Source organism: Clostridium senegalense, assembly GCF_018916625.1.
Lineage (GTDB): Bacteria > Bacillota > Clostridia > Clostridiales > Clostridiaceae > Clostridium_J > Clostridium_J senegalense.
Map to the genome: position 1 here is coordinate 63,813 of NZ_JAHLNC010000005.1, position 23,089 is coordinate 86,901.

A 23,089-nucleotide genomic window follows, 5' to 3' on the forward strand; every position below is an offset into this window, starting at 1 on the left:
ATTTAATTTAATATAGATGGGGTATATGAGAATATGGATGTAATTGAATGTATATATAAAAGAAGAAGTATAAGAAAATTTATTGATAAAACAGTAGACGATGAAACATTACTAACTTTGATAAAAGCAGGAATGGCAGCTCCTAGTGCATGTAACACACAACCTTGGGAGTATATTATTATTACAGAGGATAATATAAAAAATGAAGTAAGAAAAAGTTTATATTTTGGACAATATAACGCACCGGCAATGATTGTTGTCTGTGGGAATATGAAATTATCAATGTCAGGACCAGTTAGGGATTATTGGATTCAAGATTGCAGTGCCTCCATTGAAAACATTTTATTAGCAGCAACTAGTATGGGGTTAGGTTCAGTTTGGATTGGATTACATCCTGTTGAAAGTGCTGCAAGACCTTTATATAAAATATTAGATTTGCCAGAGAAAGTTATACCACTAGCAGTTATATATTTAGGATATCCAGATGAAGAAAAAGAGCCAAGAACTCAGTTCGATGAAAAACATGTTTACTGGCAAAAGTACGAACATAGAAAACATAAAGCTAGAAAAAAGAATCTTAAATAATTATAAAAGCGTAAAAACCGGACTTAGCATATTGATATCATTAACACCAAAATGGAGATTTCCCTAAGAAAAGGTAGATTTTAAAAAGAAATTTTGAGATGTCTATTTGGGACTAAAGTTTGTCAGAACAGAGCGAACAAGATAATTAAATACTAGTATAATAATATTAAGTTATATGAGACTAACTTTAGTATAAAGTTTTCTAATAAGATTTATAAATAGAATTTCATAGGGGGAATTGTGATGAAAATAACTGTTTTGGTAGAAAATAATACTATTAATCCTAATTGTGAATCTAAGCATGGGTTAAGTTTATATATACAAACTATAAACCATTGTATTCTTTTTGATTTTGGACCGGATGGTTCTACTTTATTGAAAAATGCTGATGTTTTAGGAGTTGATTTATCTAATGTAGATACTGCTTTCCTTTCACACGGACATATGGATCATGGTGGTGGGATGAATACATTTCTAAAGTTAAATGCTAACTCCAAGATTTATACTCGTCCTGATGCTTTTTCAGCACACACAATAAAGGCCTTTGGAAAAGACTATCCTGTGGGAGTAGAACTAGCTTTGAAAAAATCTCCTCAGATACTGTTAACTAAATCAACTCAAGTTATTGATAAAGAGTTACAGGTATTTAGTAGTCCTTGTGGAAATATTCTTAAGCCTATGTTTAATAATACTCTTTATGCTGAAAAAAATGGTTTGATGGTAGAGGATGATTTCTCTCATGAACAGAGTTTAATTATTACTGAAGGAGAAACAACTGTGCTAGTAGGTGGTTGTGCTCATGGAGGGGTTATAAACTTGTTAAACAAAGCAGAGGAGTTGCTAGGTCGTTCTGTAGACTTTGTAGTATCTGGATTTCATCTATATGATCCACCTACTAAAAATACTGAGCCTGAAAGTAGAATTGATGAACTAGCTGCAGAACTATCTAAACATTCAACAGGTTATTTTACTTGTCATTGCACAGGTGAGACAGCTTTCAATAGACTTCATTCTTTGATGGGAAAGCAAATAAGTACACTTTCAACAGGCAAGGTAATAGAGTTATAATACTATAGCTATTTATCATTAGTAATTATAATAAAATTTTTAAATAGCGTAGCTTAAGGTTTTATTAGTATTTAGATTATTATATAATATTAACATAGCATATCTCGAGGAGGTTTATTGGTACATGAAAAACATATTGACAGAAGAAAATATGAACAAATTAAAAGAAGAATTAGAATATAGAATGACTAAAAAAAGAGCTGAAATAGCAAAGGAAAAATTAGAAGCAGCTGCTCATGGTGATAGGTCAGAAAATGCAGAATACAAAGAAGCTTGTGCAAACTATAGAGAAAATGATAACAGAATTCAATATTTATTAACTATGATTTCAACTGCAACTGTAATAGATGTTCAAAATCAAAATAAATCAGTACTAGGAGTTAATAGTAAATCTAAAGTTAAATTTGTAGAAGATGAATTTGAAACAATTGTATCACTAGTAACTACTATGGATGCAGATCCAGAAAATATGCTTATAAGTGTAGAATCAGATTTAGGAAAAGCATTAATGGGGAAAAAAGCTGGAGATGTAGTGGAAGTTGATGCCCCAGGTGAAAAATATAAAGTAGAAATATTAGAAATACTATAAATTTATTTGATTATATTATAAAGTCTTGGAGAAATCCAAGATTTTTTTATTGCAAATTATTTAAATGTAATTTAAAAAATTGCAATCGCATTAAATTATTTCAAAGAACTAATTTAAATATGTAAATAAGCCCATAAATATGATATGAAATCTATACTATATACTTTCTTTTATAGACTTAACTATTGGATAAGTTACACTTTTAAATCCAAACTTTTTTCTTAAAGTATCAAGTAATACACCAAGTGTAAATGAAGATTCCGTAGATATTTTCAGTGAAAACTCATAATATCCTGTAACACAATGACATTCATCAATATCTTCACATTGATTTACAAAATCAAAAAAACTTTGCTCTATAATTTTATTTTTAGATGAAAGCAAACAAATACAAATTAAATTTTTATTAATAGTTTTAGGATCTATTAATGTTAAATAACCTTTAATACAACCGGTTTCTTCTAATCTTTTCATTCTAACACTAACGGCAGGTTGAGATAGATTTACTTTTTTACTAAGTTCTTTTATAGAGATTCGTGCATTTTTTTCTAAATGTTTCATTATTTCATAGTCAATTTTATCCATTAATATATCTCCTATATGACAAAAAAATATAAAGTTTTTTAATATAATTTGTAATTATATTTTGTTTAAAAGTTAAAAAATAAATTATTATTTGTATTTATTATATAATATTTACCTTAAGCTTACAATCATATAGAATGTAAACAAATAAAAATATTGAGAATATTTTAAATTTTAAATAAAAATTTTATTACTAAATTGGAGGGGTATCTATGGAAAATTCAAATAAAAAAATTTTACTAACTGGCGGAACACAAGGAATTGGAGAAACAACAGTACATTTGCTTGCTAAAATGGGTTATGAAGTTCATATTACCTATAGAAGTTCTTCAGAAAAAGCAAAAAAGTTAACAGAGCAATATTCAGGAAAAGTATTTGCATATAAGTTAGACCAAGGAGACCCAGAAGCTATAAAAAAAGCAGAATTTTTAACTAACCATTCATGGGATGGAATTATCTTTAATGCGGCTTTAGGGTCAGGAACAGTAAAAGATTATGCAAAGGATGATGATAATTTAGGTTTTGAAAGAGATGAGGCAATGTTTAAGGTTAATGCTCTTGGTCCACTTTGGATATATAAAGTTGTGAAAGAAAACTTATTGAAGAAAGAAAGCAAGAGTAAACTAATATTTATTTCATCTGTAGGTGGTGGATTAGCAGCCTTCCCTTATTTTACATTAAGTGATGGAATGAGTAAATCAGCAGTAGCATTTTTAGGAAAACAATTAGCTGCTGAAAATACACATACTTTAATAGATGTTTTTGTAGTTTGTCCTGGTGCAACAGAAACTCCAATGTTTGTGTCTAGCACATTATCTAAAATGTCACATGAAGAAAGAAAGAAATTTGACCTTGCTCAATCAAAACAACGTCTAATTCAACCAGATGAAATTTCTTATTGGATAGAAAAGTTGTTAAGAGAAGAATCTACTGTATTACATGGAGCAGTTATTGATGCTACCATGGGACTTGCATCAAGGCCAGGAATACAAACGGAGGCAGGATTAAGTCACTAAATTTTAAAGTATCATACAGCTATAAAGAGTATTTTATAAAAAAATTTAAAGGGGTGTATATAGAATGTCGTTATCAAAAAGAGGAATGGCCAATGTTAAAGATATGTCTCCACTTATGCATGCTGATTTTAGTACGAGAGACAAACCATACAATCCTGTAACAAGAAAAGATGGATATATAAATTTAGGAACAGCAGAGACACATTTAATTGATGATGAAATTATAAATTTATTATATAAATTACAAAATACAATGAATATAAAGCCAAATCATCTTCACTATGATTTCTTTTATGGAAGTAAGGATTTTAGAACAGCAATAGCTAATCATTGGCAAAAAGTTATTTTTGAAGATGAAAATTATAGAAAAATTACTGCAGACAATATAATTGTAGGCTCAGGATGTTCTTTAGCATTAGAAATGTTAGCAACAATGTTAGGCGATCCAGGGGATGTTTTTTTAGTTCCAGCTCCATATTATTCAGGTTTTGAAGATGATTTCTCAGAAAGAGCAAAAATAGAGTTAGTTCCAGTCCATTGTGGAGAAAATATGGATAAGGATGTATTTGAAAAAGCATATAATGAAGAAATTTTAAAGGGTAAAAAAGTTGTGGGAGTGCTTTATTCATCTCCAAATAATCCAACAGGAACTGTTTATTCAGAAGATGCCATAAAAAATGTAATCGATTTTAGTATTAGTCATAATCTTGATATTGTTTCAGATGAAATCTATGGTCAAACCATTCATGATCCAAATACAAAATGGATTAGTACTTTAAAATTAGTTCCAGATAATTATATTGAACATGTACATGTTACTAGTAGTTTTGCAAAAGATTTCGCTCTTTCAGGGTTTAGAACAGGTTTTGCTATTTCATTTAATAAAGACTTAATAAAAGGCATGCAAAACTTAGCGTATTACTCAGGCGTGTCTACACATACACAAGGATTGTTGACAGAATTATTAAAATCATCAGAGCTTCCTAAATTAATGGAAGATAATAAAAAACAATTACACATAAGTTATCAAAGAATAGAAACTGCTCTAAACAAATTAGATATTAAAACCAAAAAAGCTCAGGGAGGTATATTTATATTTGCTAATTTTGCAAAATATCTAGAAGAACAAACATTTGAAGCTGAAAACAAATTATGGAAAAAAATGTTTTGTGACTTAAAATTAAATATTTCTCCAGGTAGAATATTTGCAACTAATGAACCTGGGTGGTTTCGAATATGTTATGCATTAGAACCTTCAATAATTGAAGAAGTTATAAGAAGACTTAGTACATTAAAATAAAAATTTGGGGTAGTACTCAATTATTACTTCAGTTAATACGCTAACCACTGTTATCTAAAGGATATTTTCACCAGTATATAGATACTAATATAGTGGTTAGCGTATTTATTAAGAAGATATAAAGGTATATTTATTTGCATAATTTAAGGGGGTTAACTCTGTGATAATTAAAAAAAGAAGTAAATGGACTAACTTTTTATTATTGTATTTAGGCGGTGTGGTCATATCTTTAAGTCAATTAAAAATAATTCCTATACAAAATGAAATAGTAGACGTGATGGGGTTCTCACTTTCATCAATTTCATGGTTGATGTCTATATTTACTCTATCTGGAATATTTCTATCAATTCCTGGTGGCCGTTTGGTTACGAAATTTGGACCTAAAAAATTACTTGTTTTTTTAATGTTGTCTGTTATTTTAGGAAATAGCATAGGTTTTATTTCTAATAATTTTATATTAATGCTATTTTCAAGATTAATAGAAGGAATTGCATTTTCAATGATTATAATGGTTGGAATTGTATTTATAAATGAATGGTTTAAAGATGGAAATAGAGGGTTGGCTACTGGAATTTGGGGTACTTTTTCAGCGGCAGGTTCTTTATTAGCTATGAATATATTTTTGCCAATGGTAAAAAAATATGGAATAAAAAGTCCATGGATGTTTATTGTTATTATTTCCATAGTATTGTTTATTATATATTTTTTTAAGATAAAGGATATTCATGAAAATGAAGAAGAAACTATAAGTAAAAATGACGAGAATATGTTTAAAGAGGCAATCACAAATAAATATATATGGATTTTAGCAATTGCACAAGGGTGTATGGCATTAGTACTTTTTACATTCATAAATACTTTTCCGTTAATATATAGTCAAAAATATGGAATTAATAGCTTTGTTGCAAATAGATATGCTAGTTACTTTGGATTATTTGGAATCCCTTTTGGAGCTATAGCTGGGTATTTAATTGATAAAACTAAAAAAGGATCATTAATAACAGTATGTTCTTTTTTTATAATGACAATAGCTGTTATATACTCCAATTATTTAACAGATGCAAAGAGTATAATTCTACAGTTATTATTACTTTCAGCAGGTACTGGACTTTCCTCTGCTTGTGTAATGATTATTGCACCAAACATTATTAAAAATAAAAAACTTATTGGTGTAAGCATATCATTTATCAATTTTATTTATTATATAGGTATATTTGTAGGAACACCTATAATTATAAAAGCAGTGGAAATAACAAAATCATGGACAAGAGGTATATATATTCTTGTAATTATTAGTTTAATTGGTTTTTTGAATGTATTTACTTTTGCAGTGCTTATGAAAAAGAAATCCATAAAAAATGTTAATTTAGGAGGAAATTACAATGAAGATAAAAGCGGCAGTTGTTAATATAAAAGGTGGACCTTTTGTATTTGAAGAGATTGACCTTGCAGAACCAAAAGATGATGAACTACTTGTTAAAGTGGTAGCAAGTGGTATATGTCATACTGATGAATTCGGTAGACAAGGTGGTATAAATCAAAAGTTCCCGGCTGTTTTTGGTCATGAAGGGGCAGGAATTATTGAAAAAGTTGGGTCAGAGGTAAAAAAATTTCAAGTAGGTGACCATGTAGTTTTTTCATACGGATACTGTGGAAATTGTGCAGCTTGTAGAAGTGGTAAGCCTTTTTACTGTGATCATTACAATGAAATAAATTTTGGTGGAACTGCAGCTGATGGAAAAAGTAGATTAAGTAAAAATGGTGAAGATATAGCAATGTTCTTTGCACAATCTTCTTTTGCTACACATTCAGTAATTAATAATAGAAGTGCAATTAAAGTTGATAAAGATGTTAATTTAGAAATAGCTGCACCACTTGGTTGTGGTATACAGACAGGAGCAGGAACAATAACTAATATAATAAAACCTAGTATAAATTCTACAATTGCAGTTTTCGGAATGGGAGCAGTTGGACTTAGTGCAATTATGGGAGCTAATATGGAACACTGCAAAGAAATTATAGCAATTGGTGGTAACAGTAAAAGCTTAGAACTTGCAAAAGAACTTGGTGCTACTCATACAATTAATAGAAAAGAAGTAGATGACATAGTTAAATCAATTCATGAAATAGTTCCAGGCGGTGTAGATTATTGTATAGACACTAGTGGATTTGGACCTATGATAGAAAAAGCTATTAAAGCATCTTCTTTTAATGGTTCGATATTTGTATTAGGTTCTAGTGGAATAATTGATTCCTTTAATATTGGAGAAGATATTTTAATGAATATGAGGACTTTACGTGGAACATGTGAAGGTGAATGTATTGCTCAAGTATATATACCAGAAATAATTAGAATGTATAAAGAAGGAAGATTTCCTATTGATAAAATTATTACTGTTTATGACTTTGAAGATATAGAACAAGCATTTAAAGATTCTCATGATGGAAAAGTAATAAAACCAGTTATTCGTATATCAAAATAAATAGCAAAAATTTAAATATAATACTTATTGTTTAAAAAATATTAGAATACAAAATATATAACTTAACTTAAAACTCTATAGATTAAAGAAACTGTTGCTAAACTAACTAAATGTTAGAAAAGCAATAGTTTTTTTATGTTTAGTTATAGGGCTAAAGATTTAATACACAAGTATTATAAGATAATATTCTTGAAAATAGAGCTATGATTAGAGAAAATGTTATAAGTTTTAGTGGTAATATTAGAGGTATAGTAGTTAGACTTAATAAGGTGTGTGTATAGAATTAGCATATATTTATATGTTATAATACTTTTGTAATTTGATTCATATAGAGAAATGAGATTAAATTTAGATTTATTCAATGCCTTTAAAATGCTTTTATACAAAATGTAATGTTATATTTGCACAAATTACACTGTATAGAAGATAGTAATTTATATGGCATGAACGGAATTTAAATTAATGATAAATAAAATACAACAAATAAAGATGTTGCATTTTTAACGTTTGGGATATAAATAAACATTTCAAAACGGATATGAAACAGAATTAGATAAAAATACAAGAAATAACGAAAGAAGAGCTCTTTCATAATTTAGATCTTAATTTTAGTAAGGAAATTGAACAAAACAAAATTAAAACTAGTAAAAATACTGTTCATTAAGCTGGGAAGAAGATATAAATAATAGTGATACATAATTAGAGGAGGATATAGTATGAAAATTTCAAAAGAAGACGCGTTAAAATGGATTGAATTTTTTTCAATGTTACCAGAAGATGAGGAACTTATGGTAAAACAACAAGAAATTGTTTACGCTACATTTGCACAAATTGAAGAGGCAATTGATCATAGAAATAATATATTAATGTCAGAAATTAAAGGGTTAAAAACTCTAGAGAATAGAACTTTTTTCGTAGGAAATGAAAATAAATTTTCTAAAGGATGTCATTCTTGTCTTAAAGGAACTGGCTTAAGTGCCATTAGAAAAACAAATAAATGTAACATAGAGTGTAAGTTTTGTTACAATTATGGTGATTTAGATAACATTCCACCAATTGGTGAAGGTATGTGGGAAATTGGTGGTACAAAATTTTATGAAAAGGATATTGAGTTACTTCTTTCTATACATAACAAACCTACTGGTATCTCTTATGTTTATTTAGAACCATTTATGGAAATTGAAAAATACTATTCAGTTGTAAAGAAATTTAGTGATGCGCAAATTCATCAACATTTATATACAAATGGGATTTTGGCTACAGAAGAAACATTAAAAGCTTTAGGTGAAGCTGGCCTTGATGAGATACGTTTTAACTTAGGTGCATCCAATTGTTCAGATAAAGTTATTGAAAACATAAAAATAGCAAAAAAATATATTAAAAGTGTTGGTATTGAAACTCCAATGACTCCTGAATTTTTTGAGGTATTCTTTAAGAAAAAGCAAGCAATTTTAGACACAAAACTTGACTTTATAAATTGTGCAGAATTACATTTAAATGAGAATAACATAGATAACTATTTTGGAGAAAACATGTATATTTCTAGACATGGTTATATTTCTCCAATTTGGAGCAGAGAATTAACTTTCAAATTAATGAAAGTGGCTGATGAAGAAAATTGGGATTTAGCAGTTCATGATTGTTCAAACCATACAAAATTTGCTAGAGATTTAAATTTAAGTAGTAAAGAAGGTAAATGGTTTGGAGCAAGTCCATACGCTTGTGAGTTCCCTAGAATACCATATGAAGCATTTTTACCAATATTACGTGATGACAATTTCAAATTCTTATGTGAGGAAGAATTACCTAACGGTTATAAACCAGGAGAGTTACTTTTTTAGATAATTTTAATTTTTATTGTCCAAGGAATATAAAAAATTACAGTTAAGTTGAATAAGGAATTATAAATTAAAACCCAGTTATAATGATTATAACTGGGTTTTTAGTTTGAAAAAATATAATAATCTATCTCTAAAAGCAAGCTCAATATAATTAAGGTTTTAAAAGACCTTTTTTTATTTTTATTATTTTTCAGGATTGTTCAACAATAATAAAAAGAAAGGTAATAGCCTTGAAATTTTTTTAATAGACTATATAGGACTATAATTACAAAACAATTGATTCTGTAAAACATATTTATTATACGGCTTTCATATAAGTAAAAAAGATTTGTAGAATATGTTTAAGGTTAAGAATCTCTAATTACAAAAATTCATTAAAGAAGAATATTTATATATTATTTTAATTTAAAGGAGGTATATTTATGCTATTTAAGACTACGGAACAACATGAAAATCTGAGAATAAAAATTAGAGAATTTGCTGAAGAAGAAATTAAACCTATTGCATTTATATTAGATCAAGAAAATAAATTTCCTTTGGAGCAAATTCATAAGTTGGCTGATATAGGTATGATGGGCATACCATATTCAAAAGAGTATGGAGGAGCAGGTTTAGATGTAATTAGCTATGCTATTGCTGTTGAAGAATTATCAAGAGTAGATGGTGGTACAGGCGTAATTCTTTCAGCTCATACATCTTTAGGTGCATATCCAATTTCTGCTTATGGGACAGAGGAGCAGAAGCAAAAATATTTAGTTCCACTTGCAAAAGGAGAAAAAATTGGAGCCTTCGGTCTTACGGAAGAAAATGCCGGTAGTGATGCTGGAGGTACAGAGACAACAGCTGTTTTAGAAGGGGATTATTATATTTTAAATGGAGAAAAGATTTTTATAACTAATGCAGGTGAGGCTGACATTTATATTATTTTTGCAGTTACTACACCAGATATAGGTACCCGTGGTATTAGTGCTTTTATTGTAGAAAAGGGTTGGGAAGGTTTTAGCTTTGGTAAACATTATGATAAGATGGGTATTCGTTCTTCTGCCACTGGAGAGCTAATTTTCAATGACGTAAAAGTCCCTAAAGAAAATCTATTAGGCAAAGAAGGAGATGGTTTTAAAATTGCTATGTCCACATTGGATGGTGGCCGTATTGGTATTGCAGCTCAGGCTCTTGGCATTGCTCAAGGCGCATACGAACATGCACTTGAGTATTCAAAAGAAAGAATTCAATTTGGTAAACCTATTTGCCAGCAACAGATTGTTGCTTTTAAGTTAGCAGATATGGCTACAAAGCTTAGAGCAGCAAGATTACTTGTTTATAGTGCTGCAGAGCTTAAGGAAAATCATGAACGCTACGGTATGGAAGCTGCTATGGCAAAACAATATGCTTCTGATGTTTGTCTTGAGATTGTAAATGACGCTCTTCAAATATTTGGTGGAAGCGGATATATGAAAGGTATGGAAGTTGAGCGTGCTTACAGAGATGCTAAGATTTGTACAATATATGAAGGAACTAATGAGATTCAACGTGTTGTTATAGCAGCCAATATAATAGGTAAAATGCCAAAAACTAAGAATGCAGATGAAACTTATAAAAATAAATCTGCTACTACAGGTTATCGTAAAAAAGTGATTTTTAAGGAAGGAACTGCTAAGGAAAGAGTAGATGCTCTTGTAAAAGCTCTTAAGGAAGATGGCTATGATTTCACAGTTGGAATTCCTATAGATACTCCTATAAATAAAGCTGAAAGAGTAGTAAGTGCAGGACTCGGCATAGGAGAAAAAGAAAATATGAAGCTTATAGAAGCTTTAGCAGTTCAAGTTGGTTCAGCTATAGGATCTTCCCGTCCAGTAGCAGAAACACTTAAATATGTACCATTGGATAGATACGTTGGTATGTCTGGTCAAAAATTCAAAGGAAATTTGTATATTGCTTGCGGTATTTCAGGTGCAATTCAACATTTGAAAGGTATAAAGGAAGCTTCTACAATTGTTGCTATAAATAATAATCCTAATGCAAAAATTTTCAAAAACTCAGATTACGGAATTGTTGGAGACCTAATGGAAATATTACCATTGCTTACTGATGCCTTTGATAATGGAGAACCAAAAAAAGCAGCGCCACCAATGAAAAAAATGAAAAGAGCTGTTCCAAAAGAGACTCATCCAACTTGGAAACATTATGTATGTAATGGATGCGGTTACGAATATGATCCTAGCTTAGGAGATTCTGAAGGTGATATAAATCCAGGAACAACTTTTGAAAAAATACCTGAGGATTGGACCTGCCCTGCTTGTGGTGAGGGAAAGGATATGTTTATAGAAGTTTGATTTTCTAAAAATAAATATAATAATGTGCTTTTAACGAAAAGGGGGATTAAATACTATGTATTGTGTTAGAAATATAACTGAAGATCTTTATTGGGTTGGTGGTAATGACCATCGACTTGCTCTATTTGAAAATATTCATCCCATTGAGAAAGGGGTTTCATATAACTCTTACTTACTTTTAGATGAGAAGACAGTGTTATTTGATACAGTTGATTGGTCAATTTGCCGTCAATTCCTTGAAAATATTAAAGGGGTTTTAGGAGATAGAAATTTAGACTATATGGTAATTAACCATATGGAACCAGATCATGCAGCTTCTATTGAAGAAATTATTCTTCGCTATCCAAACGTAAAGATTATATGTACTGAAAAAGCTTCCCTGTTTATGCATCAATTTGATTTTAATGTTCAAGACAGGGTAATAACGGTTAAAGAAGGAGATAGTATGTCCTTCGGCAAACATAAGGTTGCATTTATGTTTGCTCCAATGGTACATTGGCCAGAAGTTATGGTAACATTTGATACTACTAATGGTGTGTTATTTGCTGCTGATGCCTTTGGTACTTTTGGCGCATTGGATGGTAAAATGTTTAACGATGAAGTAAACTTTGATAGAGATTGGATTGATGAGGCTAGAAGATATTATACAAATATTGTAGGTAAGTATGGTACTCAAGTTCAAGCTCTTTTAAAGAAAGCAAGTACTCTTGATATTAAAACTATATGCCCATTACATGGACCAGTATGGCGTAGTGATTTAGGATATTTTTTAGATAAATATGATAAGTGGAGTAGATATGAACCTGAAGAAAAAGGCGTAATGATTGTTTATGGAACAATGTATGGAAATACAGAAGATGCTGCTAATAATTTAGCAACAGAGTTAGTTAAAAAAGGAGTAACTAATGTGGTTATGTATGATGTTTCAAAAACTCATGTTTCATATTTGATTTCTGAAACATTTAAATACAGCCATATAGTTCTTGCTTGTGTAACTTACAACTTAAATATTTATCCACCAATGTTAGCATACCTGATGGATATGAAAGCACTAAATGTTCAAAAACGTACTTTTGCTCTTATAGAAAATGGTTCTTGGGCTCCTCAATCAGGAAAATTAATGCGTAAACATTTAAGTGATATGAAAGAAATGACTATTTTAGATAATGATATATCAGTGAACTCCAGCGTAAAAGAACAAGATAAGGATTCAATTGCTGACGTTGTTGATAGTATTATTCAATCAATGAAATAATTTTATAAAAATATAAATTTAGGACCAATTCATGGACGATTTTGATGAGTTGGTTCTTTTTTTGTTTAACAAACGAGAAGTCTCCTTATATCCTTCAATATGATTATAATACTTTTAATTGGTATTTCATAGCGTGATGAAGCTTTTAAAAAAGCTAAAGACTAGAATAAAACTATATTTTAAAGTATTGATTATTCGACTTGACATTGGTGGCAGGTTTACAAAGGATCTATGAATTAAGTCTATGGATATAATTACATAAAAAGAACATTGAAAAATTAAGTTTTTTTTATATGAAAAATATATAGTATACATAGTAGACGTTCTGATAAAAAGAATTTATACACTAGATTTTTTAATAAGAAAATGGTAGAAGATAATGGAGAAGTTCCACAGTATTATGTAAAGGAAAGTCATCCAGAAATTATAGTTAAATAACATGATATTGTAAAAGTAGAGTATGCTACAATAATTAATCATTCTGCAGGAAAGGTTATTTGTGGACACTGAGGCAGTGTTTTTATAAGAAAGGTTTAGAACTCCACAAATGAATTGCGCAGGAGAATTGTTTGGAGATGTAATAGAAGATATATTAAAAAAGGGAATAAAGACTGTAATAATAAACAGATAGATGATAAAATTTTGTACTAAGCTTTTGTAAATACTTCTAATGCAATGATTGAAAATAAGAATTATTTTATGGAGAAGTGTAAGTAATATAAAAAAAGCAATAACTTGCTTCAAAGATATAAGGCAAAGAAGGATATTATAATTATATAAAATACAGAACCAATAAAAAAGAATTTGATGAAGATTTATTTTTTAGGATAGTGGAGAAAATGATAGTGTTTGATTGATAGGAAACCATTGTAAGTTTACTTGATGAGACGGAGATTGAGGTTGTAATTGAATAAAGAATTTTAATGGAGCCAGTTGAGGTGATACGTAGTCACTTTGACTAGATTTTTGCTTTGTTTAATTGAGTACTATGTAAAATAATGTTATAATTTTAAAATAACACTAAAACATAGTACTTAATGCTAATGGTTTTAGAGATTTTTTCTACAGATGGTTATGATATGTTTAATAAAAAATGCCCTGCTTGTGGACAGCAATTTGGTATAGAAAATATATAGGCAAAATCTAGTGTGAGGGGGATTTATGTGGAAAGACAATTATTTGAAAAGTGGGTTAAAGATAACACAGAATTAGCTGAAGGGACTATAATTTCATATGGTTCTGCAATTACAGCTATATCGAAATGGGCAATAAAACAAAAAATTATACATCAAAATATATATGATATTAACCATACTTATGATTTGAACGAAGTCCTTAATTTACTTAATAATTCGGATATATATAATGAAAAAAATACTACTAGTAATAGGAGATGGAGTTCTGCATTAACACTATATAAACAATTTTTTAAAAATAGATTAACGGTTGATGCGAATAGGATTAATGATTCTATGGAGAAGTATGGAATGCAAGATGTATATTTAAAAGATGAATTTGAGTACTGGATGAGTGAACAAGTTCAAAGTAATGGGAAAGCATATTCGCAACATACACGAAAAGGATATATATATGCTCTTATAAAGGCATGCAGTGAAATTGAAAATCTTAATTTAGATAACAGTGATTTATTTACTGTTAGTTCATTAGATCAGTTTAAAGTCATTGAGGAGACTGTAAGAAGTAGTGATGACTTTTCACGAGTTAATGAAAAATTTGGGAAAGGTCGACTTTCAGCAGCTATGATAAAGTATCGTGATTTTTTAGCAACAAGAAGTTCCTCAAGTATAGTAGCATGGTTTGTTGGAGCAGTTATTAATGATGAAGATCAAATGCAGCGTTTCATTAATGAAGAAATATGGGAAAATGGATATGATAACAAATATACAGAGCTTGTTAACTCTATTAAGGTTGGAGACAGGATTGCAATAAAGTCTTCATATACTAAGAAGAACAATTTTCCATTTGATAACCAAGGAAATAGTGTGTCAGTTATGGGAATAAAAGCAATAGGAGTAATAACTAATAACTTTAATGATGGCCATAAGATAGCTGTTAAATGGGAACTCGTTAGCCCTCTAAGAGAATGGTACTTTTTTACTAGTAGAAATACTATTTGGAGAGTAGATGAGAATAATGGATGGATGTATAAAAATCTGATAGACTTTACATTTAATAAAGGTGCTCAAAATATTGATAAATTTCTTAACGATCCTTATTGGAAAGATAAATATGGAAGTGTTGTAGATAATCAATATGAATGGACAGCATTTTATGAGGAAACTGCAAAAGCACTACTCAAATATAAGGACAAGCGTTTAGAATTGATGAATGAAATAAATAAAATATTTGATAGAATCGATATGAAAAATCCACTAATGAAAAAAACATCTGATGGTAAAGGAGAAGTGTTGACAGATGTTTGTCCTTTTACTGTTTTTGGACTTTTCAATAAAGGTATTACAAGTCAAAATAGAATAATAATAATGGATGAGCTTTCTGAGCTACTTGGGGTGCAAGAAGATGTGCCTACTTCATTTGATGGTATTCCTGTATTAAATAACATGAAATCATGGTTCTTTGGAGATGAGGAACATAGAGAAAAGACCGATATAGATAATCTGTGGCAGTTGTTTGAATGTGCAATTGAATTGGCAGAAGATTACACAGAAGAAAACAAAAATGCCTTTATTGAAATATATGATAAGGTTATTAATCAACATGGTATCCAATGGAATATTACATTCGGACTATACTGGATTAACCCATGGAATTATTTAACTTTAGATAATAATACAAGGATAAGCCTAATAGATAATCTAAAGGTAAAAATTCCACGTAACTCACCGAAGAAGATGTGTACAGGTATAGATTATATTGCTCTAGTTGAACTAATGAAAGAGAAATTTGAGGATGAAGATTATCCTGTTCATTCATTCCCAGAATTATCCTATAAAGCTTGGAGTAGAGAAATTAAAAGTAGAACAGGTATAACTGTTTCACCAATTGAAATTCCTACTCAAGCGAAATATGAGTCTTATACAAAGTTAGATTTTTTATCGGATGTTTTTATTAGTGATGATAAGTATGAAACTATAAAATCACTTCTTAAAAGAAAGAAGAATCTCATTTTACAAGGTGCTCCAGGAGTAGGAAAAACTTATGCAGCTAAAAGATTAGCTTATTCTCTAATGGGCAAAAAGGATACATCTAGAATAAAGATGGTTCAATTTCATCAAAGTTATGCATATGAGGATTTCATAATGGGGTATAGGCCTAATGGAATAGGTTTTGAACTGAAGGAAGGTCCATTCTATCAATTCTGTAAAGTAGCATCAGAAAACCCTGATGACGATTATTTTTTCATTATTGATGAGATTAATCGTGGGAATATGAGCAAAGTTTTTGGAGAATTGATGATGCTTATTGAGAATGATAAACGTGGAGAAGAATTAACCCTCACATACTCAGATAGCCCATTTTATGTTCCAAACAATCTGTATATTATAGGAATGATGAATACAGCTGATAGGAGTTTAGCAATAATTGATTATGCATTGAGGAGGAGGTTCTGTTTCTTTGAATTAGAACCCGCATTTGAAACAGAGGCATTTGAAAATCATCTCCTATTACAAGGAGTCAATGAAGATTTAATAAGTAAAATCAAAATGAAAATGGGAGGCATTAATTTAAAGATTACTAAAGATGTTAACTTAGGAAAAGGCTTTAGAATTGGACACAGTTACTTCTGTAATTACTCAAATTCAGATAAATGGTATGAAGAGGTAATTAAGTATGAAATTCAGCCACTCATTAAAGAGTACTGGTTTGATGAAGAAGAGAAAGCCAAGAATTATGTTGAAGAGTTATTAAGGTGATTAAGATGAGGAATGATCCCAAAATACCAATAAGAAATATATATTATATGCTTTGTTATGCTTGGAATGTGCTTGAACAATCAGATGATATTTTTTTAGGTAGTGAGAAGTTTGACAATATTTACAACCTTTTTGCAAGGATTTATATTAATGGGACAAGTAGTTTAATTAAAAGAGGACTTAATAGGTACTATATCCAAGAAGACGAAGCTGTATCAACAATTAAGGGAAAGATTAACATATCGGATTCAATAAAAAAGCAGGCTTTCTTTAATGGAAGGGTGATATGCCAGTATGATAACTTCTCAGAAGATATTAAACTTAATCAAATTGTAAAAACAACAATTAATATACTAATAAATTCCCCTAAGTTAGAGACTGACTTAAGGAATAAGCTACTGAAATTAAGGGTGTACTTTTCAGACATACAAGATATTCGGTTTTCTAAGGCAATATTTTCTACCCTTAGATATAACAGAAACAATAATCATTATCGTATGCTGATAAACATTAGCCAGTTAATTTATCAAGGGTTAATTACAAATGAAGTAGATAATGAAATAATATTTGCTGATTTTGTAAGAGATAAGCAAATGTCAAAGCTTTATGAGAAATTTGTTTTGAATTTTTTTCGTAAGCATTTAGATGAGACAATATATAATGTTCATGCACCTAAATTGAAATGGAATTTAGATGATGAGATTAGTGAAGAAGATTTGTCTTTACTTCCAGAAATGAGAACAGATATAGTAATTGAAAATAAAGTTAGGAATACACAATTGATAATTGATACCAAGTATTATGCACAAACACTTGTTTCAAGCAACTGGACAGATATTGAAAAAATCCGTACAGGTCATTTGTTTCAAATTTTAGCATATGTAAATAATAGTAAATTTGCAGGAGATGTAAAAGGTATGCTACTGTATCCAACAATAGAAAAAGAGGTTAATGTTAACTTTCCAATTGGTGGAAAAAGTATTAGCATAAGGACTTTGAATCTTGATACAGAGTGGAAATATATATGTAATATATTAGCATCTATTGTAGATTAATTGTATAGGTTAAGAAAAAATATTGAAAATTATATTTGATTTTAGATAACTCCTTTTATAACGAATTAATCTTATTTTGTACATTGATATAAAGCTCGGTTTCTATAGGCAAATAAGACCTCCTTTTAAAATAAAAGATTTATGAGTATTTATATTTTTAGCTTGTTTACATACACGTTGAGACTGTAGTGAAGATAGTGCGTAAATAGGCTGATATCAAAGGTTTTGAAGTGTTTTAAGTAAATATGGATGTGTGTTTTATGTTCTCTCAGACTACGGTTTGAGGGAATTTTTGGATTAGTTGGCTGTACAAATATGCAGAATTAGAGGTTTTGCGTTAAGGTTTAGGTTTTGTGTAATGATTATATGTATATAAGAGTTATAAGTATAAAATTTAATAGCTGCTTATTCAATTTATATAATTTATAATTGATTTGACATTATTCGCATTTGCGAATATAATCATATAAAGAACAAGTGTTTGGTGAGGTGTTTTTTATGGAATTTATCTCAGCCAAGGAAGCTTCAGAAAAATGGGGCATATCAAAGCGGAGAGTACAATTATTATGTAATTTAGGCAGAATAGATGGTGTTACACGTGTGGGGAATATGTGGCTTATACCTAAAGAGGCTAAAAAGCCTAAAGACGCTAGGTATTCTACTAATTTGAAAGAAAGCAACAAAGTAACTAACATATAAACTAATTGAGAAAGTGGTGTATTATAAAGATGGAAAACAATATTGTTAATATTAGTTTATTCTTAGGAGAAGGTGGGCTAGATATAACAAGTTTCATGGCTGATATTCCAGTGGTTTCAAGTATAGATATAGAAAAAGATTGTATTGAAACATTAAAGGCGAATGATATGTTAGGTGATTTACAGCAAGTTGATAGTCAGGCGTTTAAAGGCATATTAGAAAAAATAATATTTCTAAATTTATAGAGGTAAAATGATGAACAAAAAAAGAAAAAAATATAAAGTAATATCTTTATTTTCTGGAATAGGTGGTTTTGAGGAGGGATTAAAACATTCTAATTTAGAGGCAGAAGTTGTTTTTTCTTCTGAAATTGATAAGTTTGCACAAAAGTCTTATCTTGCAAATTATCCAAATCATAATTTAAATGGGGATATAACTAGAATAGAAGCAAAAAAAATTCCTAATCATGATATTCTTATGGGTGGATTTCCTTGTCAAGCATTTAGCATAGCAGGAAAAAGAAATGGATTTGATGATATCAGAGGAACACTTTTTTTTGATGTAGCACGTATTATAAAAGAAAAGCAACCGAAAGTGGTATTTTTAGAAAATGTAAAAAATTTAGTAAGCCACGATAATTCTAATACAATAAAAGTAATTTTAAATACATTAAACGAACTTGGTTATACAGTAGATTTCACGGTAATAAATTCTTCTGAGATGGGAGTTCCACAAAGCAGGGATAGAACTTATATAGTAGGAATAAAAGATATCAAATCGCAAAAATTTAAAGAAGATAGCAGAAGCAATAAAATTAATAAATTAAAACAAGAACTTAATGAAGAAGATTTTAGTGGATTTAATTTTTTTGATAGTTTAAAGCCAATAAATAAAAGAATTTTTATAAAAGATATTTTAGAAAATAAAGTTGATGAAAAATATTTTATAGATAATGAGAGCGTTAAAAAATATTTAAAAAATATTAGTATTAACTATATTAGCGAAGAAATGAAAATTATAAAAATTCTTGATTTGCCAAGAGATGTTTATAACGATCAAGAAAGGCAAAGAAGAGTATACTCTATAAATGGTATTTCTCCAACAGTTCTTGCAAGGTCTGATTCAACGAAGATACTAATTAAAGAAAAGGAAGAATTAAAACTTAGAAAATTTACCCCTATAGAAAATTTACGAGTACAAGGATTTGAAGAAGAGTTTATTGAAAGACTTAAAAATTCAGAAGTAAGCGATACTCAGCTTTATAAACAATCAGGAAATGCTGTAAGTCCACCAGTTGTAAGAGAAATTTTTAATCATATAGATAAATTTATTAATTCTAAAAATGAATACAAGCAAATTAAATTTATAGACTTATTTGCTGGTTTAGGTGGTTTTAGAATAGCACTTGAAAATAATGGAGGAAAATGTGTGTTTTCTAGTGAAATAGATAAATACGCAAGAGAAACCTATAGAAATAACTTTGGAGAAGAACCATCAGGAGATATTATTCAAATAAAATCGAAAGAAATTCCTAATCATGATATTCTCTGTGCAGGTTTTCCATGCCAACCGTTTTCTATTGCAGGAAAAAGATTAGGCTTTGAAGATGCTAGAGGAACATTATTTTTTGAAGTTGCTAGAATTCTAAGAGATAAAAGACCAAGGGCTTTTATACTAGAAAATGTAGCAGGGATCGTAAGCCACGATGAGGGACGAACTCTTGAAACTATTATGAATATATTAGAAGAACTCGATTACTCTGTTGTGTGGAAACTTATGAATGCTAAAAATCATGGAGTTCCACAAAATAGAAATCGTTGGTATTGTAGTGGAGTTGATAGGCGTGTCTATGGAGAACTCAAAAAAGAAGATATATTCCCTAAAGAGCGAGAATTAACTACTTTTTTAAATGATATTATACAAACAGAAGTTTCTGATGGACATCAAATGTCAGAGATTGCTATTAGAAATATGGATACTCATATAGGTGCATTTAGAAATAAAAATACATCAGTTGATGGTCAACCGACAATAGCTAATAATATAAGACCATCAAAAGTTTCATTCTCTGCAAATGGTATATGTCCTTGTTTAACTGCTAAAATGGGTACTGGTGGAAACAATGTTCCTGTGATTTATGAGCAAGGTAGAAAGATGACAACAACTGAATGCTTAATGATAATGGGATTTCCTGATACTTATCAAATAAGACCAAATTATAGTCAAAGTTATAAGCAACTCGGAAATAGTGTTGTAGTAAGTGTCTTAGGACAAATTGCTAGAAATTTAATAAATTTTATGAATACAAGGGAGCAAGTATAGTATAAGGCTCCTTTTTGTTATATAATAAATCTAATTGGATAAATTATGTAATTTAAAGGAGCATAGAAAATGTCAGACGAGAGAATTATAGGTTCTAATCCACATGGATTTAAGAATGAAAAGGCACTAGCTTATGAACTAAACGAAAGGAAATATAAAGATTTAAACACAAATCTGAAGAAGTTCATTGAATATATTTGTAAACAAGAAAAAATAGCTTTAACTATGGATATTATGATTAATTCTGAAAAAGTAAAGGGACAAGTAAAAAGAGATATTTACATCAAAATTGATAATAAAGAATTTGGTGTTAGTGTTAAAATGGGAAGTGGTAATAGTGTACATCAAGAAAAAGTAGAAAGTTTTATATCATGGGCTAAAGAAAATACAGATATTACGGAACTTGAAGAAAATGATTTAAGGATTATGATTTGGGCAGATGGAACTACTGATGGTTCGAAAGAAATTAACTTTGATGAAAATGGTAAAGTTATAGGAAGATTTGGGGCAAAAGATTTTAAAAAATTATATCCAGGAAAACTTGAAAGACTAAATAATTTCTTTGATAGAAATAGAAAACCTATTATTCTAAGAGCTTTATTTGATGGAAAAGGACAAGGTGTAGCTACTTATTTATATAAAGGAACAACTCTGAATGGTAGATGGATTTCTAAAGAAGAATACATAAAAAAATTTATTGATGTAGAAGATAAAGTTAAAAGAGATACTCCAAAAGTTGGAAATCTTACATATCAAGCTTATAATTCCAGTTTACAAGCAACAGAAAGCGGTGAAAGAAAACGTGGAGATATTCAATTCAAATATGGTTCTATGGCAGACGACTTATACACATATGAGAATATCATAAATAAAGTCATTAATTATGGTACGTTCGAGGGAGATAAAGAGGAATTCAACTTATCGAAACTTATGAACCAAAATAAAAGCCACAAGTTTTGGAAAGAAGTTGAGAAAAAATGTGTGATAGAGAATAGAGAAAATTACTATGTGGTTAAAGTTGAGGGGCAAAAATACTCTCAAAATGCCAAACGTAAGGCAAATTGTAAATCTGATAACTATATTATAAAAACACTAAATCCATTAAGTAAAGATTTTTTGCTAGAAAAGGAATATCAAATAACTGAAAATATGCTAAGAGATGTTGGGGATTATGAAATAATAGAAAACTCTGGTATCTCAGTAAAGCGTATGGACTCAAAAAATTATACGATAACTAAAATGACAATTAAAACTTTTAAATCGGCATTTGAAAAATACATAAAAGATATAGATTACATTATCGCAGGGCTTGTATTTTATAGTTCTTCAAAGCAATTAAAAATGAATAAAACAATTGCAGAAGATTTAGATATTTATCCATGTGATTTTGTAAAGTATTTTAAAACACATCATTCTCCTACCGGTATAGATTTTGAAGATGCAGAGTTTATGTCATCAGTTACTACAATATCAAAAGAAATAGTAATCAAAGCTATCGAAGAAAATGAAGAACTTAAAAAGGCTCTATTTACAGGACAAGGTTGGTTTGATTCACCTTACTATATAGATTTTGTTTTAACTCATGGAGAATTAAGCAATGATGTTTATATGCCTTATTACATTGATAATGGCTCAGGAAGAAGTAAAAGAAAATACTATATAACTTTAAAGCCATTATAAACAAATGGTAGTAGGGAGTATCATATAGACCTATTTTTACTGAATAGTATTCTAAAAATGTTGCAGCGAAAGAGGAATATGAGGAAAACGTTTATTCAAAAAAAGATGTTATAATAATTAAAGATAATATGTTTTTTTGCATAGGCATAAAAATATAATACGTAAGAAGTAAAATATTGATTTCATATATTTTGCTATTGTAGATACTTTTCAATTATGACATGGGGATAGCAGAAACATCAGGTCTTATATTAAAGAAATGTTAAGAGTGTAAAATTTAAGTACAATGTATTGAATTGACAAGCAATCAGTTCAATATATTGTACTTAAATTTTATAGGTATGTTATACATCCGGGAGCTAGTTCGTTGGAATAAGTACCA

At 29.3% G+C, this 23,089-nt stretch carries 17 protein-coding genes; 16 read left to right on the forward strand and 1 reads right to left on the reverse strand.

Annotated elements, in window-relative coordinates; translation table 11 throughout:
• Positions 1–33: 33 nt before the first annotated feature.
• From KQI36_RS10275 to KQI36_RS10285, 3 genes are all read left to right on the forward strand, one after another.
• Positions 34–585 (forward strand): nitroreductase family protein, encoded by a 552-nt coding sequence (locus KQI36_RS10275; protein WP_216450787.1) that lies wholly within the window; start codon positions 34–36, stop codon positions 583–585.
• Positions 586–828: 243 nt separating this feature from the next.
• Positions 829–1,653, forward strand: coding sequence for an MBL fold metallo-hydrolase (locus KQI36_RS10280; RefSeq protein ID WP_216450788.1), 825 nt, complete (start codon positions 829–831; stop codon positions 1,651–1,653).
• Between the two features lie 124 nt (positions 1,654–1,777).
• A complete protein-coding gene (locus tag KQI36_RS10285; protein ID WP_216450789.1) occupies positions 1,778–2,242 on the forward strand; it encodes a GreA/GreB family elongation factor in 465 nt (154 codons plus the stop codon).
• Positions 2,243–2,398: 156 nt separating this feature from the next.
• Here KQI36_RS10285 and KQI36_RS10290 read toward each other — a convergent pair whose 3' ends face one another.
• A complete protein-coding gene (locus KQI36_RS10290) occupies positions 2,399–2,827 on the reverse strand; it encodes an Lrp/AsnC family transcriptional regulator (RefSeq protein ID WP_216450790.1) in 429 nt (142 codons plus the stop codon).
• A 212-nt stretch (positions 2,828–3,039) separates the two neighbouring features.
• Between KQI36_RS10290 and KQI36_RS10295 the strand changes: the two genes are divergently transcribed.
• From KQI36_RS10295 to KQI36_RS10355, 13 genes are all read left to right on the forward strand, one after another.
• Complete coding sequence (locus KQI36_RS10295; protein ID WP_216450791.1) at positions 3,040–3,843, forward strand: SDR family oxidoreductase; 804 nt, start codon at positions 3,040–3,042, stop codon at positions 3,841–3,843.
• Positions 3,844–3,907: 64 nt separating this feature from the next.
• On the forward strand, positions 3,908–5,143 hold the full coding sequence (locus tag KQI36_RS10300) for an aminotransferase class I/II-fold pyridoxal phosphate-dependent enzyme (protein WP_216450792.1): 1,236 nt from the start codon (positions 3,908–3,910) through the stop codon (positions 5,141–5,143).
• 160 nt (positions 5,144–5,303) lie between these two features.
• Positions 5,304–6,551, forward strand: coding sequence for an MFS transporter (locus KQI36_RS10305; RefSeq protein WP_216450793.1), 1,248 nt, complete (start codon positions 5,304–5,306; stop codon positions 6,549–6,551).
• The gene (locus KQI36_RS10310) at positions 6,526–7,626 is read left to right on the forward strand and encodes an NAD(P)-dependent alcohol dehydrogenase (protein WP_216450794.1); all 1,101 of its coding nucleotides are present in this window, start codon (positions 6,526–6,528) and stop codon (positions 7,624–7,626) included. The genes KQI36_RS10305 and KQI36_RS10310 overlap by 26 nt, the downstream gene beginning before the upstream one ends.
• A 716-nt stretch (positions 7,627–8,342) precedes the next feature.
• A complete protein-coding gene (locus KQI36_RS10315) occupies positions 8,343–9,467 on the forward strand; it encodes a radical SAM protein (protein ID WP_216450795.1) in 1,125 nt (374 codons plus the stop codon).
• Between the two features lie 422 nt (positions 9,468–9,889).
• Entirely contained in the window at positions 9,890–11,800 is a 1,911-nt protein-coding gene (locus KQI36_RS10320; protein WP_216450796.1) for an acyl-CoA dehydrogenase family protein, read from the forward strand.
• Between the two features lie 55 nt (positions 11,801–11,855).
• Positions 11,856–13,055 (forward strand): FprA family A-type flavoprotein, encoded by a 1,200-nt coding sequence (locus tag KQI36_RS10325; protein WP_216450797.1) that lies wholly within the window; start codon positions 11,856–11,858, stop codon positions 13,053–13,055.
• Between the two features lie 1,163 nt (positions 13,056–14,218).
• On the forward strand, positions 14,219–16,951 hold the full coding sequence (locus KQI36_RS10330; RefSeq protein WP_342357388.1) for an AAA family ATPase: 2,733 nt from the start codon (positions 14,219–14,221) through the stop codon (positions 16,949–16,951).
• 5 nt (positions 16,952–16,956) lie between these two features.
• Positions 16,957–18,006 carry a 5-methylcytosine-specific restriction endonuclease system specificity protein McrC gene (gene mcrC, locus KQI36_RS10335; protein WP_216450798.1) on the forward strand — a complete coding sequence of 350 codons (1,050 nt, stop codon included), beginning with the start codon at positions 16,957–16,959 and terminating at the stop codon, positions 18,004–18,006.
• Between the two features lie 498 nt (positions 18,007–18,504).
• Positions 18,505–18,705: a helix-turn-helix domain-containing protein gene (locus KQI36_RS10340; protein WP_216450799.1), complete on the forward strand. Its 201-nt coding sequence runs from the start codon at positions 18,505–18,507 to the stop codon at positions 18,703–18,705.
• 29 nt (positions 18,706–18,734) lie between these two features.
• Positions 18,735–18,950: a hypothetical protein gene (locus KQI36_RS10345; protein ID WP_216450800.1), complete on the forward strand. Its 216-nt coding sequence runs from the start codon at positions 18,735–18,737 to the stop codon at positions 18,948–18,950.
• 10 nt (positions 18,951–18,960) lie between these two features.
• Positions 18,961–21,027, forward strand: a complete 2,067-nt coding sequence (locus KQI36_RS10350; protein ID WP_216450801.1) for a DNA cytosine methyltransferase — start codon at positions 18,961–18,963, stop codon at positions 21,025–21,027.
• A gap of 69 nt (positions 21,028–21,096) precedes the next feature.
• Complete coding sequence (locus KQI36_RS10355; RefSeq protein WP_216450802.1) at positions 21,097–22,707, forward strand: hypothetical protein; 1,611 nt, start codon at positions 21,097–21,099, stop codon at positions 22,705–22,707.
• Positions 22,708–23,089 lie beyond the last annotated feature (382 nt).

Excerpts from the sequence above, each read along its gene's own strand:
- KQI36_RS10275 (WP_216450787.1), top strand. The coding sequence starts at position 34 with ATGGATGTAATTGAATGTATATATAAAAGAAGAAGTATAAGAAAATTT.
- KQI36_RS10280 (WP_216450788.1), top strand. The coding sequence starts at position 829 with ATGAAAATAACTGTTTTGGTAGAAAATAATACTATTAATCCTAATTGT.
- KQI36_RS10285 (WP_216450789.1), top strand. The coding sequence starts at position 1,778 with ATGAAAAACATATTGACAGAAGAAAATATGAACAAATTAAAAGAAGAA.
- KQI36_RS10290 (WP_216450790.1), bottom strand. The coding sequence starts at position 2,827 with ATGGATAAAATTGACTATGAAATAATGAAACATTTAGAAAAAAATGCA.
- KQI36_RS10295 (WP_216450791.1), top strand. The coding sequence starts at position 3,040 with ATGGAAAATTCAAATAAAAAAATTTTACTAACTGGCGGAACACAAGGA.
- KQI36_RS10300 (WP_216450792.1), top strand. The coding sequence starts at position 3,908 with ATGTCGTTATCAAAAAGAGGAATGGCCAATGTTAAAGATATGTCTCCA.
- KQI36_RS10310 (WP_216450794.1), top strand. The coding sequence starts at position 6,526 with ATGAAGATAAAAGCGGCAGTTGTTAATATAAAAGGTGGACCTTTTGTA.
- KQI36_RS10315 (WP_216450795.1), top strand. The coding sequence starts at position 8,343 with ATGAAAATTTCAAAAGAAGACGCGTTAAAATGGATTGAATTTTTTTCA.
- KQI36_RS10320 (WP_216450796.1), top strand. The coding sequence starts at position 9,890 with ATGCTATTTAAGACTACGGAACAACATGAAAATCTGAGAATAAAAATT.
- KQI36_RS10325 (WP_216450797.1), top strand. The coding sequence starts at position 11,856 with ATGTATTGTGTTAGAAATATAACTGAAGATCTTTATTGGGTTGGTGGT.
- mcrC (WP_216450798.1), top strand. The coding sequence starts at position 16,957 with ATGAGGAATGATCCCAAAATACCAATAAGAAATATATATTATATGCTT.
- KQI36_RS10340 (WP_216450799.1), top strand. The coding sequence starts at position 18,505 with ATGGAATTTATCTCAGCCAAGGAAGCTTCAGAAAAATGGGGCATATCA.
- KQI36_RS10345 (WP_216450800.1), top strand. The coding sequence starts at position 18,735 with ATGGAAAACAATATTGTTAATATTAGTTTATTCTTAGGAGAAGGTGGG.
- KQI36_RS10350 (WP_216450801.1), top strand. The coding sequence starts at position 18,961 with ATGAACAAAAAAAGAAAAAAATATAAAGTAATATCTTTATTTTCTGGA.
- KQI36_RS10355 (WP_216450802.1), top strand. The coding sequence starts at position 21,097 with ATGTCAGACGAGAGAATTATAGGTTCTAATCCACATGGATTTAAGAAT.